The sequence below is a fragment of the Staphylococcus sp. CoH_129_LAB_1 genome (genome assembly GCF_058191515.1).
Window position 1 is genome coordinate 18,318 of record NZ_JBXWKZ010000007.1, and the last position, 17,047, is coordinate 35,364.

Consider the following 17,047-nt stretch of genomic DNA (forward strand, 5'->3'; position numbering starts at 1 on the left):
CGCTATCATTTATTTGATTATACCGTTTTAACTATTGAATGATATAGATAAACCTGAGACGTCATTAGTCTCAGGTTCCGCTCACTTCATTTACCACTTTAACGACATCTTTATGATAGATTTATTGTCTCTTGTGACATTCTTTCTATAACTTCGTTTTGCATAGGGAACGTTAAAATAAATGTTGTTCCTTCTCCCACCGTTGACTCCACCTCTACATCAATTCCTAATGGATGTCTTACACTTTCAACTAAATATAAACCAATTCCAGAAGAAGTTGTCTCATTGCGATTTGCAGTTGAAGTATACCCTCTTTCAAAAATACGTGGTAAATCTTTAGCACTAATGCCTCGACCATGATCAGTAATTTCCAAAGCGATATGGCCTTTTTTATTAAACGATCGAATAACAATATCTTTCCTTTGAGAATATTTTAAAGAGTTAGATAAAATCTGTCTAATCATCATCCGACACCATTTGACATCTGTAAATACTTCTGGATTCGTGTCGAACTCTAATTCATAACCAATACCTTTAACTTGACTGATATGACGAGTAAGTTGAATTTCCTCTATCACTAAACGTTTTAATGGCACTTTTTCGAAATACATATCCCTATTTTTAGATTCAAGACGTGTTAAATATAGTTGCTTATCTAATAATTCATTTACTCTTGACCATTCATAAAGTAATGCCTTCTTACGTTCTATATCTTCAGATTGATCAATTAATAATTTCATTGCTGTAACAGGCGTTTTAATATCGTGAACGAATTCAGTTAACGATTGTTCGGATTCTTGTATATGAATTTGTTGCTCAGTAACTCTTTCTTTTTGAAACAATAATTTACGATATAAATAGTCCACCATTTCCTGTTGGAATGGATTTTCAGCTAATTCTTTATGTTTAATTTCTTCAATTTCCTTATTATTATAAAAATGTTGATATAATTTTACTTCTCTTAAGAAAGTAAAAATGAGAAATATACACGTTAAACCCATATTTAATGAAACAATATACGCTACACTTTCAATTGCCATATCGTAATCTATATATGCCATTCCTAATAACACAAATTGTAAAAAAACAATCCAAAATAGCCAATTACTTCGTGTTTTAAGAAATAGCCAAAACCATTTCACATTACTCATGTGCCATATACCCTTTACCTACTTTAGTTTCAATTTCTGTTTCCATATCAATTTCAGTTAATTTTTTTCTTAATCGATTTACGTTTACTGTTAATGTATTATCACTAACAAATGCTTCATCATCCCATAAAGCTGTAATTAATGTGTCTCTAGTCACAATTTGATTTTGTTTTTGGATTAACATCTCTAAAATAATCATTTCAGTTTTAGATAAATAGATAACTTTATCACCTTTTTGAATACTATCTTTTGAAAGATCTACTAACGCATCTTGCCAATTCAATGTACGTCTTTCTTCTGCGCCAAATTGATACACACGTCGATAAATTGCTTGTAACTTCGCAATTAATACATTAGTATAAAAAGGCTTTTGCATATAATCATCTGCACCTAATTCCATACTCATCACTTGATCCATAGGATTATCGCGTGATGATAAAAATAAAATAGGGACATTAGATACTTGTCTAATTTGACGACACCAATAGAATCCGTCATATTTAGGTAATTGCACATCCATTATAACGATTTCTGGCTGTACATTATCATATGTTTCCATTATATTACTAAAATCATTTACACCATATACAAAAAAATCCCAATTTTCTAATTCTTTCTTTAGTTCCTGAAAAAGTGTCTGATCATCTTCTACTAATAATATTTGCATAAGTTTTCATCCTATCACTTTGTATATTTCATTTTTTCTCCTGATTGCACGCGTCCATTGAAATGTCTAATACGACAATCAATTTCAAACCCTCTCATAATTAACCCTTGTACAGGCGCTTGGAAAAAATAATAAAGTGGCCATAGCAATTTAGGAATATAATCATATAGTTGAACAATCACTAAACGTGTTCCTTTAATTTGGCGAAATTCTAATTTGCCTTGTTTTTTAGAACTTTTTTTTATGATTGAACCATCTACTAAATTAAATGTAACCAGACCATTATCATTTTTTTCTTTCTCCATTACTAATAGAGGCTTAAACTCATTACGAGCATATATGATATATTGATTTTCTATATGTTTCGTGTGTAAAAATGTACCACGTGTATCATTTAACCATTTAAAAAAATAAGCAACTAGCTGCTCTAAAGTCCATTTCCCAGGTAATATCATTCTTAATGCTGTACGTATATCGTTATATTTAGACACTTGTAACTCTACGTTAATATGAGAGCGCTTGATATAGGTTTCAGTCGTTTCTACAGGGACACCATAGCTTTTTAAACACTGTATGGTCTCGTTATCAAAGCGACTACCACTTACGTACAAAATTTTATTTACATTTTGTTGTGCTGCTGCTCTTGCAAAATTATCCGCTGCAATGATATTTAAATCACGTGCAGTTGCTTGAGTGAGCTTGGCAGAATTTTTATTAGGATCTAAATAAAAGACTGCAATATCCATATCTGACATTGCTGATTTAACATCTTCATAATTATATATATCTTTTTTTAGCCATTCTATATTACGATTAAACTCTTTCTTTGTATTTGGATATTTGGATAAAGCAAACAAATTTGCATCGTTTTTTATTACACTACTAATATTCTTGCCTATATATCCGCTACCACCAGCTAATAATACATTAGGTTTCATCATTTTATTACTCCTTTTTAAAATTCTAAATATGTATATTTTTAAAATAATTGGTATAATATATGTTATATTACTATCTCAGGAGGAAGCCGAATGGCTCATATTATTCGTGAAATTAGTATAAAAGATACCGAAGCTTTTACAACATTATTAACTAAAGTATATGACGAATCTGATTATACCCTTTATAATCCTGGAGAATTTACCCCTAGTGTTTCTTCTATAAGCAAACTACTAGAGCGTATCATCACTTCTCCGAGAAATACAATATATGTAGCTGAAGAAGATAACCAACTCGTTGGATATATACTAGTTACTACTGAAAAATACGAACGCACACAACACGAAGCAGTCATTACACTTGGCGTTACTAAATTGTATCAAAAAAAAGGTATTGGACTTGCTTTAATTAATGCTGTTGAAGCTTGGTCCCTTAACCATGATATTAAACGTCTCCAAGCTTCAGTCGTTCCCGAAAATTCACGCGCAATTATGCTACTTAAAGGCGCTGGATTTAATATTGAAGGGGAACTAAAAAACAAATTACTTATCAATAATCAATATTTCAATAAATATATTATGGCTAAATTACTACTTTAATTACAATATTTATTATACGCTACGTTCAAAAAGCAAAAAAGCAATTCGTGCTATTGATAGCACGAATTGCTTTAGACTGTCTATGAGTTATTTAACTTCGTAGGCAGTTTTTTAATAGATTACCCATTACATTAATTTTAAGCAATATGATCTTTATTATCACTTTTACGTAAATAATATTTAATAAGAACTGCTACAACGATAAATAATCCAACTACGCCCATAATGTTATATAAGAAGTTGATTAAGTCTGCAAAACCAACGAAACTTAAAATAAAGGCTGCAATCATCATAATGATAATAAATATATGATATTTTTTACTGTATGGCTCAGTGAAACGTGCAGCAAACGAATAAGACAATCCTAAAATAGTATTATACATTACTGCCAACATAATCACTGTTAAAATTAATCCAAGCCAAGGATGAATTTCACCCGCCAATTTTAAAGTTGGAATTTGTTCATTTTTAATTTGTGGATATTCTGATTGTAGTGCAAAGTTAATAAGTGCAAGTAAAACAGTATACACTACACCGCCAAATAAAGCACCGGCACCAGATACTTGACGTTTAGATGCATCTCCACCGATTGCAACAACTGTACTAAATCCTACAGCGAAAGCTAATCCACCATACATTAACCCTCTAATGATACCTAAGAATAAACTTGGATGATCTACTGTACTATTAACTTTATTAATAGGAATACTTCCAGCAAATAGATAATATACAGCAATAAGAACTACCATTACAATTAAGAACGGTGTAACTACACCTAATGCTCTTACTATCTTATTAAAGTCTAATAATAATGTTAAATAAATAATGACTGTCATAATTAATGCACCAAGCCATGTAGGTATACCAAAACTCTCTTGGAATGTTGAACCTGAACCTGCAATCATTGTTACAGCAATTCCGAATAAGAAAAAGACTAAAATATAATCAAAAATCTTACTAAATTTTTTACCAAATATATATTGTAATGTTGATTCATGGTTTGTTGCTTCAAAAGCCGTTCCAATCTTAGCAACTTGACGTCCTATAAATCCTAAGATTAGTCCTGATATTAATACGCCAATATATGACCATAAACCATAAGGCGTGAAGAATTGCATTACCTCTTGCCCAGTAGAGAATCCTGCACCTACTACAATTCCCACATAAGCAAAACCTATTTTTATGGATTCCTTATTTAACCCCATTTATTGATTAACCTCCTTATTTTTGACACATTGAGCATTATAACGTACTACTAATAATATGCAATAGTGCATAAACGTTGAGAGACAACACTTATCGCTTCTAAGTACTAGTCTTGATACCTCTACAAACAATTTAAAAATTTAAAATTTTTTTAATTTGTCACAAAAAATTATATTTGAGTTACTAAGTAAATCTTTATAAAAAAAGAGTTAGATAAAAATGAATAACCATCGTTGTCTATTATCTAATTCTTATATGCCACTATATTACTTTGAACTTCCAAATCTTTTTAATTCATCAAAATCTACTATAACATTATCCATACGTTTAGCTGAATCTTTTAATACATTTCTTGCTACACGATTATTAGGATCTAATTTTAAAATTTGTTTAGCTACTTTAAACGCTTCAGAATCAGAAATAACTGGTTCTGGTATAGCATACAATAATAGCATTTGTAGCAAACTTTTTACTTCTTTACCATTTGTTAATTGAATAGAAGCATCTGCGTGATAATACGCCGCTTCTAATGCTCCTTCCACTTCACTCAAAGGATAGACTAATAATAAAAACGCTAAATCATGTAATTCGGCTGTTTCGTTAGATTTCATCATATCTAGTATACAAGTATAAAACATAATGTTTTCTTGCTCATGAGCACATGATATATATGCTTCTTCGAATTCCATAAAATCAGTATTGGACATTATATTTTTAACTTCTTCAAAATTGCCGTTAAGAACGTAAAGTTTAATGTCTTCTTGTAGCATAATGTCCACCTACTTTCATTATCAATATTACGCTATTTATTTTACCATATTTATTTTAAAGAATCATTTTATAATATTTATTTTATATAAAAAATTGTCATAATTTACAATTACTTATTTATTTAAAAGCTGTAGATTTAAATGAAGCTCTATTTACTTCTTGAATTGCTTCATTAACAGTTTTACCAACAGCTAAAGACATTGCTGCTGTAAAGCTCCCTTCTACAATAGGTGCATTTACTTTGTAAATATGATACTTACCTGTATACATATCAATTGCTAAATCTATATTCATTTCTGATGATCCTAAATCATAAAAACATAATGCATCATCATCTAACTGGTTAATTAATTGTTCGATGTCATCATACGACGTTCCAATATCACCGTTTACTCCACCATAAGCAATCACATTTATGCCATTTATCATTTTATTTAATAAACCTTTAGTTCCCTTTGCTATATCTTCACTATGACTAATAATAACTATAGATGTCATCATTTCAACTCCAGTAAATAAATTAAATAACGAACTAAATCTTTCAAACAGTAAGAAGTACTCATCGATTTTTATTAAAGTAAACTTTAATCAGTATTTGTTTTCATTATAAGATAACTGATATGAAAGAGCGAATATTTACGAGCTAAACATAACATTATTAGAATACCATAACAAAATCCATCTGGAACTTAGTCATTGATTGTCTATACATTAAAAATGCCTGAGACAATGCGTCTCAGGGTCATAATAATTGAAGTTATTTTGTTGAATTTATAAGTTAACCTCACTCTTTTTTAATTAAATTATAAGTTACTAAAAGGGGTTTTCCTGTTCTAGGATCTTCTCCTAACACAGCATCTATATTAAACACACTTTCTAATATCTCCTTAGATAATACTTGGTCAGTGGATCCGTTATCAATAATTTGTCCTTCTTTCATGATTAACAAATGGTCTGAAAATCGAATTGCCTGATTAATATCATGTAAGACCATAACGATAGTACACCCTAGTTCTTCGTTCAAATGTTGCACCAATTCTAAAATTTCTAACTGGTGAGAAATGTCTAAGTACGTTGTGGGTTCATCAAGAAAAATAATATCTGTTCTTTGCGCTAAAGCCATTGCTATCCATACACGTTGTCTTTGTCCTCCACTTAAATCATTAATCGATTGATGGCGAAATTCTATAGTACCTGTTACGTTTAATGCCCATTCAATTTCATTTTTATCTTTCTTAGATAATCTTCCAAATCCTTTTTGATGTGGAAAACGTCCATATGAAACTAATTCTTCTACTGTTATACTATCAGTAACTTCTGGAGTCTGCGGTAAAATTGCAATTTTTTTGGCTACTTCTTTGGTAGATTGATGTTGAATGTTTTGATTATCAAGTAACACTTCTCCGTTTTTTACTTCAATCAATCTTGAGAGTGCTTTTAATAATGTAGATTTCCCACAACCGTTCGGTCCAATAATTGATGTGACTTTACCATCAGGTATTTGAACATCTAATTCTTTTATAATTGTCGTATTTCTATATCCTATATCTACGTGTGATGCATTTAAACGATTCATATATAGGCCCTACCTTTGTATAAAAATATTTGCGATTTTTAATGATAATCGTTCTCAATCATTATTTCTAGTATATCATCTATACATATTTTTGCCTATTCTTTTTAACATTATCTGATTATAAAAAACAACTCTAAAAATCCAAAATATAAATAAAATATCTCAAATTTTTAGAGACTTATTTTTATTATTCATCAATTAAAAAACCATTACCATAAACATCACGCACATCATGAATAACTAAGAAAGCATTCTCATCTATTTTTTTTATAATTCGTTTAGCACGTGTCACTTGAGTTTTAGCTACAACGACATATAAAACATCTTTTTCTTCTTTACTATAGTAACCGTGCCCATCTAATATCGTAAGACCTCTTCCAACTTGTTCATCAATAGCCTTAGCTACTTCTTCAGGCTTGCTCGAAATAATTGTCATTGCTTTTTTAGTGTTAAGCCCTTCAATAACATAATCCATCACTTTCGTTCCAATATATAAAGAAATCACAGTCATTAATGCTTTACTTAATGGCAAAACAGTTAGAGAAATTGCTACTACAATAAGATCAAAAAATAATAGTGCATACGCTGTACTAACATCTAAATATTTATTAGCTATTCTTGCTAATATGGTTGTTCCAGCTGTAGTGCCGCCTGCTAAAACAATAATTCCAATACCTAAACCAACACATATTCCTCCAAAAATGGCATTGACTATGATATTTTCAGTATTTACATGCCATGATTCAGTAAGACTTAAAAATACTGAAATAAGTACAGTAGCAATGATAGTTAGTACCGTGCTTTTCTTACTTAAAAATTTATATCCAATAACAATAAGTATCGCATTGGTAACAAAATTTGTAAGGGCCGGTGAAATATGGAAAGCATAATATAAAACAATAGCAATACCAGTCACACCACCCTCACCTAAATTCCCTGAGATAGTAAACGCATTTACACCAGCTGAAAATATAAATGATCCAAGTATAACTAGAAGTATATTTTTTATGTTTTTATTCAATAATACCTACCCCTTTTACAATTATGATTATTAAAATGTTAGCATACTCTCTTAATTCACTACAATATGCATTTTAAAAATAAATATATTAATAAATTTTAAATAAATTAAAATATAAGGAAATAATTTAATTATGATATACATAGACAGCTGATAGTTATGTATATCAAAAAATAAGTTCAAATTTTCTGAATTTTTCGTTTACTTATACACTTTAATTTGCTATACTATGTATAACTTCTTAATTACAAGAAGTTATCTCCTTTGTGTTGTTTATAGTAACAAAACAAATTTTGCTCGAAGTACTGTGACAGTACCTAGTCCTTACCGTTACAAGTACATTAATATTCATTTCCCATAAAAACCAAGTATATAAAGTGTTTCCTCACTTTGCATACTTGGTTTTTATTCCTACAATATAATAAATAATAAAATTAGGAGTGACCTAGAATTCATTTCAAATTCAATCGTCACTCCTAATTATTTATTATAAAATGCTTTAAGATTTTACCATGCAAATAAACCAACAAATGCTGCAGTAAGTAGTGAAACTAAAATACCTGATAATAACATCATTGGTACATATTTTGAAACAAAGTCTGATGTCTTCTTATCAACAATTCCTTTTAACGTACCTACAATCATTCCAATTGTAGAGAAGTTTGCAAATGAAACCAAGAATGTTGATATGATTGCACGACGATGTGCGCTATATGTGTCAATTACTTTTGTAATTTCTCCCATAACTACAAATTCGTTTGTGACGATTTTTTTGGACATCTGTTGTGCCACGATCCATGCCTCACCCCATGGTAAGCCAAGCAATAAAGCAAATGGATACATAAAGACGCCTAAGATTTGGTTTAAACCAAAACTACCTTTCAGACCCATCCAACTGCCTACTAATCCAGTAATTAAATTAATAAAGCGATCTAATAAATCAGCTAAAGCTACAAAACTAATAACGAATGCAATAATAATTAATACTAATTTACCCGCATTTAATACTGAATCTCCTAGGAAAGAGAAGAACGGTTGACGTTCAACTTTCTCTCCATTATTAATACTATAAATAACATCCTCTTTTTCTTCAACAGTAACAGGATTTAGAATTGAAGCCACAATAATTGCGTTGATAATATTTAAAGGAATAGCAGTTAGTACTAATTCACCAGGAATCATTTGAACGTAAGCACCTACAATAGCACCAGAGATAGAACTCATTGACATCATTGCAACTGTTAATACACGCATTTCATTCATACGTTTAAGTTGTTCGTTAGAAACTGCAAGTGCTTCTGTGTTTCCTAAAAACATCATTTCAATACCAAAGAATGATTCAAACTTAGGTTGACGTGTAATTTTTGCTAGTACGAAACCAATTCCACCAATAATTTTAGGAAGAATATTAAAATACATAAGAATATCAAATAGTGGAACAACTAATAAAATTGGGAATAAAGCACTTACTGCCATATCCATTTGTTTACCACTTGTAAAACTGCTGAATGCAAAGCCTGTTCCAGTGTGAGCTGATTGAATGACCCAAGCAATAGCAGCCGCTAAACCTTCAACAATTGATCTTCCAATTTGGAAATATACAAAGAACCATGCTAAGAATAGATTCAAAAGAACGAGAATTAATACAGATTTCCATTGAATATGTTTGCGATTTCTAGAAAATAAAACTGCCATTCCTAAAAATACAAGTAATCCAATGATATTTATTAGTAAAAACATAAGACACCTACCCACATTTTAAAATTAATATGTATCATATCATCTTTAAATAGAACCGTACTATTTTTACGAAAAAGCACCTAATGTTCTGTAAAAAGTATATTAAACATTATACCATGAGAAAATGTTCGTTAAAATATCATATTAAATAAAAGAGTTATCTATTTTTCTTTTTTAATATGATTCATTATAACTACTATTTAAATCTAATACTTTTATACAAAAAAGAATGGGAGAAAATGAATTTAAAGTAAATTCCCTCCCACTCTTTATATCATTGATTTTATGATTCATGTTTATGAATATCGTTATTGATATAGTCTGCTATAAATTTAGAAGATTGGCCTTTTTCAATTGAACAAAAATTATTATAGAATGCTTCAATTTTATCTTTATATTTTTCTTTATGCATATCTAAGTGTTTTAATTCTTCTGCAAGTTTATATTCATCTGTAATAATTTCCCCCGGTAAATCTTCCATATAATTCATATAGAAGCCACGAAGACCTTTATCATATTTTTCAATATCATAAGCAAAGAAAAATTGAGGACGTTTCAAAATACCATAATCAAACATAACAGACGAATAGTCAGTAATGAGAGCATCAGATATTAAGTATAATTCTGAAATATCATTATAATTTGAAACATCAATAGCAAAGTCATCATATCCAGTTAAATCTAATGCATTTGCAATAAGATAATGCATTCTTAGTAAAATGACATAGTCATCTCCAATTTGCTCTTTTAAATTAGCTAAATTTATTTTCAAATCAAATAAATATTGGCCTTTTTTAACAAATTCATCATCTCTCCAAGTTGGCGCATACATAATAACCTTTTTATCTTTCGGTAAATTTAAATCTTTTTTAATTTGTTCTATATATTCTGTGTCATTTTGTCTTGTAACTAAAACATCATTTCTCGGATAACCAATTTCCCAAATTCTCTCTTCATCCATCCAAAATGCTGATTTAAATATATTTGTAGAATATCGGTTTGGAGATACTAAATAATTCCAACGAGATGATTCACTATAAAAATTCTTTTTATAATTTGCTGTTGTCGTTCCTGGCATTCTTACCACTTTCATGTCATTTGCTAAACGTTTTAATGGTGTGCCATGCCAAGTTTGAATATACACTTGATTGTCTTTTTTATTTAAATACAACGGTAATCGAGCATTTGAAATCCAATATTTTGCTTTAGCATAAGCTTCATAGTATTCTTTGGAACCTTTTTTTACTTTAGTTGCATTTCCAGGAATAATGTTGTTATCGGGTTTAGAAAAGACCCAAATATAATTATATTGTGGATAGTGTTGTTGCATATATTCATATATATACTTTGGACTATCACTGTAATTTTTGCCACCAAACGACTCAAATACAATCGTATGTGGATCTACCATATTTTCATTATCTGTAAGTTGATATTTAGCACGTTCTTTCATCTTACTATTTGTAAGAATACTTTTAAATAAACGTGTTTTTTTACGTAATTCATTCACATATCTTGCATTTTCAATATCATCCATAGATAAAAATATGATTTCAAGATTATATAACAACTTACCATCTTTAATAATATTCCATTTTAGTGCTTTTACTACTTTAACTAGAGTGTGCTCTAAAGCAATATATCTTGCTTTAATATCTCTAAGTGAGGGATCAAAACCTTTTTTAATTTCATTTTTCATTCTTTGAACTAAAAATTTCTTAACTTCTTTATTTGTAGTTCTTTGCATAGCATCAAAGAAACTATTTGTGTAATCTTCAAATTTATAAATAAAATCTTGATCACTTAATGTATTACCATTAAATGGATCATATACTTCACCGCGATAATAAAATGGGAAATTAACTATTCTAACAAAATTTTCAGCATATTTTAGATAATCTAATACAAAAGAAGTATCAATGAAAATATTTAACTCTTCATTAAATTTAATGTTATGTGCTTTAATAATTGCATTTCTAAATAAAATATTACATGCAGTTTCTTTTCTTAAAATTGAATTAGGATTTGAATGATGTGAACGGTATTGCAAACGTATTTTATCTTTGTCTACATATTGAGGACGTTGCATTGTAAATTTGTGTATTGGCGCAATCAATGTATCTAAACCATTAATATGATTTAAATAATATTCAATAGCATATGAAGCTAATTGATCATCCGCATCTAAAAACATCACATATTGACCTTCTGCTGAGTCTAAAGCTATATTTCTAGCATGTGCATGACCAGTATTTGTCTCAAGTTGAATAAACGTCACATTTTTATCATAAGATGCTAACGTTGTATTTAAGATTTGTGTTGAATTATCCGTAGAACCATCATCTACAATAATGACATCAAAATCTTGATTCCTTTGATTTTTTAAGCTATTAATACAGTCTTCAATATATTCTTCACTATTAAAATACGTAATAATTACTGATAGTTTATTCAATATCATTCTCTCCAATTTTATTTATGTTTATTCAATTAGTTTTTAAGTAATGTATTTGTGTACTAACTATATCTTATTCACTTAAGATTTTATTCTAATCTACTTCTACAAAGTAAAGTTTCATATTAATATATCATCAAAAAGTTTAGATGTTCAATATTCATTATTTATTTAAATTTTGTGTAGTCACAAACTGATGATATTTTTCATGATGATGCATTAATTCATCATGTGTACCTTCACCAGTCACTTGTCCTTGATCAATAAAAATAATTTGACCAGCCTTCTTAATAGTAGATAGACGGTGGGCAATCACTATCGTTGTTCTACCTTTCATCAATACTTCTAAAGCTTCTTGAATTTTTTGTTCACTTTCACTATCAAGATTCGCTGTAGCTTCATCAAGTAATAATATATCTGGATTTTTTACAAAACTTCTAGCAATATCAATACGTTGGCGTTGACCACCGGACAATTTTAATCCACGTTCACCTACTAATGTATCGTATCCTTCCTCAAATTGCATAATAAAATCGTGACAATTCGCTAGTTTTGCATATTTGATTAACTCTTTATCTGACACCTTACGATTAATACCATATAAAATATTGTCTCGGATAGTTCCAGTCATCATAGAATTTGACTGCATGACATATCCAATTTTGCTACGCCAATTTGTAATTGGAATATCATAAATACTTTCATTACCATATGTAATATCCCCATTATCGATATCATACATACGTTCAATTAAATTAAAAATGGTACTTTTTCCGGAACCAGAAGGGCCAACAAAAGCACTAATGTCGCCTTGAGGTATACGAAATGATACGTTATCAAGAATTGTTTTTACATCATACTTAAATTCTACGTTGTTAAATTCAAGTGCTCCATTCTCAATATGTCTATTAGCAATAGGTTCTAACTGTTCCATTGGTTCAATAGGCTCTTGCAAAATTTCATAAATACGCTGACTTGCGCCTACCGCTTTTTTATAATCAGTCATAAGTGTGGACAAATTCATAAGAGGCATAGATAATTGCATCACATAAAAAATCATAGCAATTAAAGTACCTGCTGTGATAGCACCCGTAGCGATTCTAATTGCTCCAAAACCTAAGATGACTGCTATCATTAATAACATAATGACACTTGAAATAGGTTGAATAATTGCTGTGATTTTTGCTTGTCGTAAACCCAATTTATAAATTTCATTTAAGTTATAATGTGCATTATTTAATTCTTTTTGTTCAGTATTTGAAACTTTTACTAGACGCATTTCTGTCAAAACACGACCTAATAATCCACTAAAATTAGCAATTTCTGATTGTGTATGTCTTGAAATTTTTTGCATACGTCTTCCAAGAGGAATCATAATGCCCATAAATATTGGAATAGCTATAAAAGTTAGCAGAGTCATTTGCCAATCCATTATAAATAACATAATAATAGATCCAATCAATGTAATAATAGCTGGCAATAATTGGGGTAATTTTTGAGAAATAAAATCATTGATTACTTTCGTATCATCAGTAAGACGACTCATCAACTGACCGCTTTCATTTTTGTCAAAAAATGGCATTTTCAGTTTAATAATATGTTCCCATAATAATGAACGGATACCAAAAATCATTTTCTCCCCAATTTTACTCAGTAGATAAATACCTAAACCACTAAGTAACGCATTCACAATAAATATACCAGCAAATAAAACAACAATATTCCAATTAATATTATTAGTAGAAAACTTGTCTACTAAACGCCCCGTAAAGAGAGGAATTAATAGACCGCTAAGACTTCCTAAAGAAGAAATAATAACAGCAGCTACAATTAAACCGTATGGCCAAGACAATCGTTTAAATAGAAAAAATAAAGGATTTTCTTCTTTCATATATATACCTCTTTAGTTGTCAATTTACATTTTAATATCTTATTTTATGCTTATTTTAATTTTAAAAATAGTTAAGCATAATTTAACTATTATGGTGCTAATTAGTGTTTAGTATAACATGTTATCTCAATTATTTTGTCACATGAAAATAGGAGTGTCCCAGAATTCACTTTGAATTCGTTGTTCACTCCCATAAAAATCCATAAAGAAACGATAATTCAAATCAAATTCATTATCCTTTCATTTTCAATTCAGTCAATTATTGATACATAGATCAATTAAAACATCTCATACATATCTTTGACCATCAAATTATTTAGCATCTTTTCCGTATAACTCTTGTTTAATTTTAGTGGTTGAAATCCCTTCAGTACGTTTGAGATATACGACTTCACATTTATCTTTTAGGAAATCAAACTCACCTTCCCAGTCATGGCCCATGACAAAAACATCAACATCATAACGATCAACATCTGTTTCTTTCTGACCCCATCCATCTTCTGGAATTACTAAATCTACGTAACGAATAGATTCTAGCATCATTTTACGTTGTTCAAAATCATAATACGATTTTTTATTTTTTATTTGATTAAATTCATCTGTTGATAAAGCTACAATTAAGTAATCGCCCATTTCACGAGCTCTTCTCAACAATTCTATATGACCATAATGTAATAAATCATATGTACCATATGTAATGACTCTTCTCATAATCTCTATCTCCTTTACAATTTTTTAACATTTATTAATAATCTTAATTTAGCATAAATATATTTTACATACCATTAATTTTATTATTTAAATTATACTTTATCATTTACTTATTTATCATACGTTTCAAAGATTGCTTTCCACTGAATGCTAATTTCTTAGGCATCACTTGTGCTTGAAAACGTAAAAAGCCAGGACGCCCAATTCCTACATCAATAAGTGTACGTCTCCATAACTCATATGTTTCACGTGTCCAATGCTTCGCACTTTGCTCTACAGCTTGTATGATTCTAAACAAAGCTTCTCCAGAATAGTTTGTATGTTGCATATCTCTGATATATTGAGTTATTTTTTCTATAATTTGATATGTTACTTTACTGTATTTAATTAAATATGCTTGAATGAGATAACTTACAATTAAGTCATCCATTCTATAACTATAATATGCCTTTTCGTTTACAAGTAATAACATATCCATTACTTCACGTCGAACTTTTCTAGCATCTTCTAAATAAGATGTAAACGTATCTGCACGTTGATCTGTAATGGAACCTTCTCGTTCATTGTACCCATACACTATAAAAGGAAGTAACTGGATATCCCTTGCCATCAAATAAGCGCGAGTGACAAATGTATGTTCTTCGCAAAATACTACATCTTCATCAAATCTTAATGTATTAAATTTGGCTTTAAATAGCTTTCCGCCTGGTCCAATAGATTGAAGTATTTCTGGTGCTTCTGCTAAAGAAACAGTTGCTTCACGATGAATGTCTTCATGCGTTGAAATGACTTTCCAGTCACCATTTACTCCTCTACCTATTTGCCCAATCACGATATCTAGATGGTTATTTTTCTCATAATATTGAATCATTTGATCCATTTTCCCAGGTAAAAATTGATCATCTGCATCTAAGAACATAAAAGCATCGATATCATCAGACATTGCAGAAAGACCTATATTTCTACTTTTGGCCGCTCCTTGATTGTCTTGGTGATAAACAATAAGATGTTTAACTTCTTTTTGCAATTCAGTTAACACTTGTTTTGTATGATCTGTTGATCCATCGTTAATACAAATAATTTCTACATCATGTGTTGTATCAATCGATTTAATTGCTTTTCGAATTGTATTTTCAGCATTGTATACTGGAATAATAACCGCTAATTTCATTATTTCACCAACTTTTCAATAAATTTCAATACGTTTTCTAAGCTTTTTTCATCGTTATATTTATGCCAATTTTTAAATAATGGTTTTATTTCTTCTTCGTTATATTTAATCTTAGTCATTAATTCATCTATATGTCTCGTTTTATAAAATGATGGGATATCACGATAAAATTGGTTCAACCCACGAATCTCTTCATACTCATTTTCGTCAAACACATAAAATAATGTTGGTTTATTGAGTAAGCTAGCTTCTATTGGTAGTGAGCTATAATCACTAATAATTATATCAGCCATCATCATTAACTCTGATGTTGTCGCAATATGTTCACTATTAGGAATCGATGGATGAAGTTGATTGATTAGAGTATAGTTAGGTAATTGCTTTTCAAAATATGCTTTATCAATTTGACGATTATCCGCTTGATTTTCACGATAAGTAGGAACATATAATGCTAATTTATTAGGAATATTATAATATTTTTTTAATTTTTTTTGCTCCGTCTTAAGGTCTAATGTAAAGTATTTGGTTAATCGTGGTAAACCAAATTTAAGCATTTGAGTTTTTTTTGCATCAAAAGCACTTTCAAAACATCTGCTCATTTCTTCTCCGCCAACTAAATAATAATCTGTAGCTTTATAAACGCTTTTATATTGTTGAACCATTTTTTTATTATTCAAATCTACTTGATGATCCGTTAAACCAAAATTTTTCAAAGCACCGGAGGCATGCCACGTTTGGATAATCGTCTGTTCTTTTTTCTTACGATACCCACCGAGCATAAGATAATACGTATCAATCACAATCACTTTTGCTGTACTTATCGTCTTGATATGTTTCACTATATATTTATTTCCAGCTGGGACAAAAGATACATTTTTAAATTGCTTTAGCTTTGTCCATTCTTTTTCTTTAGCAATTACTGTTAGTTCATAACCTTTCTGACTTAATTGCTCAATTATTGGCATAACGTCCTCGGGAAATGTCATTAAAACAGCAATATGATTAGATTTTAGTCGTTTAAATCGAAAAATCTGGTTTACGATAGTAATAAGTATCATATAAATATTTTTTATCACTACTCTTATCATCATTTAATCCCCTTACTCGTTAATAAAATAAATTTTAACATTTATAAAGAAAGAGTAGGAC

At 29.6% G+C, this 17,047-nt stretch carries 15 protein-coding genes; 1 reads left to right on the forward strand and 14 read right to left on the reverse strand.

The window, feature by feature from the left end; all coding sequences use genetic code 11:
• Nucleotides 1-110 precede the first annotated feature (110 nt).
• The 3 genes from AC2FB1_RS03610 to AC2FB1_RS03620 are packed head-to-tail and all read right to left on the reverse strand — an operon-like array spanning nucleotide 111 to nucleotide 2,756.
• Nucleotides 111-1,151, reverse strand: coding sequence for a sensor histidine kinase (locus AC2FB1_RS03610; protein ID WP_490673921.1), 1,041 nt, complete (start codon nucleotides 1,149-1,151; stop codon nucleotides 111-113).
• Nucleotides 1,144-1,818: a response regulator transcription factor GraR/ApsR gene (gene graR / locus AC2FB1_RS03615; protein WP_490673923.1), complete on the reverse strand. Its 675-nt coding sequence runs from the start codon at nucleotides 1,816-1,818 to the stop codon at nucleotides 1,144-1,146. The genes AC2FB1_RS03610 and graR overlap by 8 nt, the downstream gene beginning before the upstream one ends.
• 14 nt (nucleotides 1,819-1,832) lie before the next feature.
• Nucleotides 1,833-2,756, reverse strand: coding sequence for an NAD(P)H-binding protein (locus tag AC2FB1_RS03620; protein WP_490673964.1), 924 nt, complete (start codon nucleotides 2,754-2,756; stop codon nucleotides 1,833-1,835).
• A gap of 93 nt (nucleotides 2,757-2,849) precedes the next feature.
• Between AC2FB1_RS03620 and AC2FB1_RS03625 the strand changes: the two genes are divergently transcribed.
• Complete coding sequence (locus AC2FB1_RS03625) at nucleotides 2,850-3,356, forward strand: GNAT family N-acetyltransferase (protein WP_490673924.1); 507 nt, start codon at nucleotides 2,850-2,852, stop codon at nucleotides 3,354-3,356.
• A 137-nt stretch (nucleotides 3,357-3,493) separates the two neighbouring features.
• Here AC2FB1_RS03625 and AC2FB1_RS03630 read toward each other — a convergent pair whose 3' ends face one another.
• The 11 genes from AC2FB1_RS03630 to tarB form a co-directional block, all read right to left on the reverse strand.
• Nucleotides 3,494-4,561 (reverse strand): YkvI family membrane protein, encoded by a 1,068-nt coding sequence (locus tag AC2FB1_RS03630; RefSeq protein WP_490673925.1) that lies wholly within the window; start codon nucleotides 4,559-4,561, stop codon nucleotides 3,494-3,496.
• Nucleotides 4,562-4,828: 267 nt separating this feature from the next.
• Nucleotides 4,829-5,332 (reverse strand): hypothetical protein, encoded by a 504-nt coding sequence (locus AC2FB1_RS03635; protein ID WP_490673926.1) that lies wholly within the window; start codon nucleotides 5,330-5,332, stop codon nucleotides 4,829-4,831.
• 118 nt (nucleotides 5,333-5,450) lie between these two features.
• Entirely contained in the window at nucleotides 5,451-5,831 is a 381-nt protein-coding gene (gene dhaM, locus AC2FB1_RS03640) for a dihydroxyacetone kinase phosphoryl donor subunit DhaM (RefSeq protein WP_490673927.1), read from the reverse strand.
• A gap of 286 nt (nucleotides 5,832-6,117) precedes the next feature.
• Nucleotides 6,118-6,909, reverse strand: coding sequence for an ABC transporter ATP-binding protein (locus tag AC2FB1_RS03645; protein WP_490673928.1), 792 nt, complete (start codon nucleotides 6,907-6,909; stop codon nucleotides 6,118-6,120).
• 187 nt (nucleotides 6,910-7,096) lie between these two features.
• Complete coding sequence (locus AC2FB1_RS03650) at nucleotides 7,097-7,930, reverse strand: YitT family protein (RefSeq protein WP_490673929.1); 834 nt, start codon at nucleotides 7,928-7,930, stop codon at nucleotides 7,097-7,099.
• A gap of 507 nt (nucleotides 7,931-8,437) precedes the next feature.
• Complete coding sequence (locus AC2FB1_RS03655) at nucleotides 8,438-9,670, reverse strand: NupC/NupG family nucleoside CNT transporter (RefSeq protein ID WP_490673930.1); 1,233 nt, start codon at nucleotides 9,668-9,670, stop codon at nucleotides 8,438-8,440.
• A 283-nt stretch (nucleotides 9,671-9,953) separates the two neighbouring features.
• On the reverse strand, nucleotides 9,954-12,125 hold the full coding sequence (locus AC2FB1_RS03660; protein ID WP_490673931.1) for a bifunctional glycosyltransferase/CDP-glycerol:glycerophosphate glycerophosphotransferase: 2,172 nt from the start codon (nucleotides 12,123-12,125) through the stop codon (nucleotides 9,954-9,956).
• Nucleotides 12,126-12,288: 163 nt separating this feature from the next.
• The gene (locus AC2FB1_RS03665) at nucleotides 12,289-14,016 is read right to left on the reverse strand and encodes an ABC transporter ATP-binding protein (RefSeq protein WP_490673932.1); all 1,728 of its coding nucleotides are present in this window, start codon (nucleotides 14,014-14,016) and stop codon (nucleotides 12,289-12,291) included.
• Nucleotides 14,017-14,328: 312 nt separating this feature from the next.
• Nucleotides 14,329-14,727: a glycerol-3-phosphate cytidylyltransferase gene (gene tagD / locus AC2FB1_RS03670; RefSeq protein ID WP_490673933.1), complete on the reverse strand. Its 399-nt coding sequence runs from the start codon at nucleotides 14,725-14,727 to the stop codon at nucleotides 14,329-14,331.
• 106 nt (nucleotides 14,728-14,833) lie between these two features.
• Nucleotides 14,834-15,898 (reverse strand): glycosyltransferase family 2 protein, encoded by a 1,065-nt coding sequence (locus AC2FB1_RS03675; protein WP_490673934.1) that lies wholly within the window; start codon nucleotides 15,896-15,898, stop codon nucleotides 14,834-14,836.
• Nucleotides 15,898-16,983 (reverse strand): teichoic acid glycerol-phosphate primase TarB, encoded by a 1,086-nt coding sequence (gene tarB, locus AC2FB1_RS03680; protein ID WP_490673965.1) that lies wholly within the window; start codon nucleotides 16,981-16,983, stop codon nucleotides 15,898-15,900. Before tarB ends, AC2FB1_RS03675 begins: the two co-directional genes overlap by 1 nt.
• Nucleotides 16,984-17,047 lie beyond the last annotated feature (64 nt).

What these genes read in the sequence shown, in the direction of transcription:
- AC2FB1_RS03610 (WP_490673921.1), bottom strand. Translation starts at nt 1,151, where the DNA reads ATGAGTAATGTGAAATGGTTTTGGCTATTTCTTAAAACACGAAGTAAT.
- AC2FB1_RS03655 (WP_490673930.1), bottom strand. Translation starts at nt 9,670, where the DNA reads ATGTTTTTACTAATAAATATCATTGGATTACTTGTATTTTTAGGAATG.
- AC2FB1_RS03675 (WP_490673934.1), bottom strand. Translation starts at nt 15,898, where the DNA reads ATGAAATTAGCGGTTATTATTCCAGTATACAATGCTGAAAATACAATT.
- graR (WP_490673923.1), bottom strand. Translation starts at nt 1,818, where the DNA reads ATGCAAATATTATTAGTAGAAGATGATCAGACACTTTTTCAGGAACTA.
- AC2FB1_RS03620 (WP_490673964.1), bottom strand. Translation starts at nt 2,756, where the DNA reads ATGAAACCTAATGTATTATTAGCTGGTGGTAGCGGATATATAGGCAAG.
- AC2FB1_RS03625 (WP_490673924.1), top strand. Translation starts at nt 2,850, where the DNA reads ATGGCTCATATTATTCGTGAAATTAGTATAAAAGATACCGAAGCTTTT.
- AC2FB1_RS03665 (WP_490673932.1), bottom strand. Translation starts at nt 14,016, where the DNA reads ATGAAAGAAGAAAATCCTTTATTTTTTCTATTTAAACGATTGTCTTGG.
- AC2FB1_RS03630 (WP_490673925.1), bottom strand. Translation starts at nt 4,561, where the DNA reads ATGGGGTTAAATAAGGAATCCATAAAAATAGGTTTTGCTTATGTGGGA.
- AC2FB1_RS03635 (WP_490673926.1), bottom strand. Translation starts at nt 5,332, where the DNA reads ATGCTACAAGAAGACATTAAACTTTACGTTCTTAACGGCAATTTTGAA.
- tagD (WP_490673933.1), bottom strand. Translation starts at nt 14,727, where the DNA reads ATGAGAAGAGTCATTACATATGGTACATATGATTTATTACATTATGGT.
- dhaM (WP_490673927.1), bottom strand. Translation starts at nt 5,831, where the DNA reads ATGACATCTATAGTTATTATTAGTCATAGTGAAGATATAGCAAAGGGA.
- AC2FB1_RS03645 (WP_490673928.1), bottom strand. Translation starts at nt 6,909, where the DNA reads ATGAATCGTTTAAATGCATCACACGTAGATATAGGATATAGAAATACG.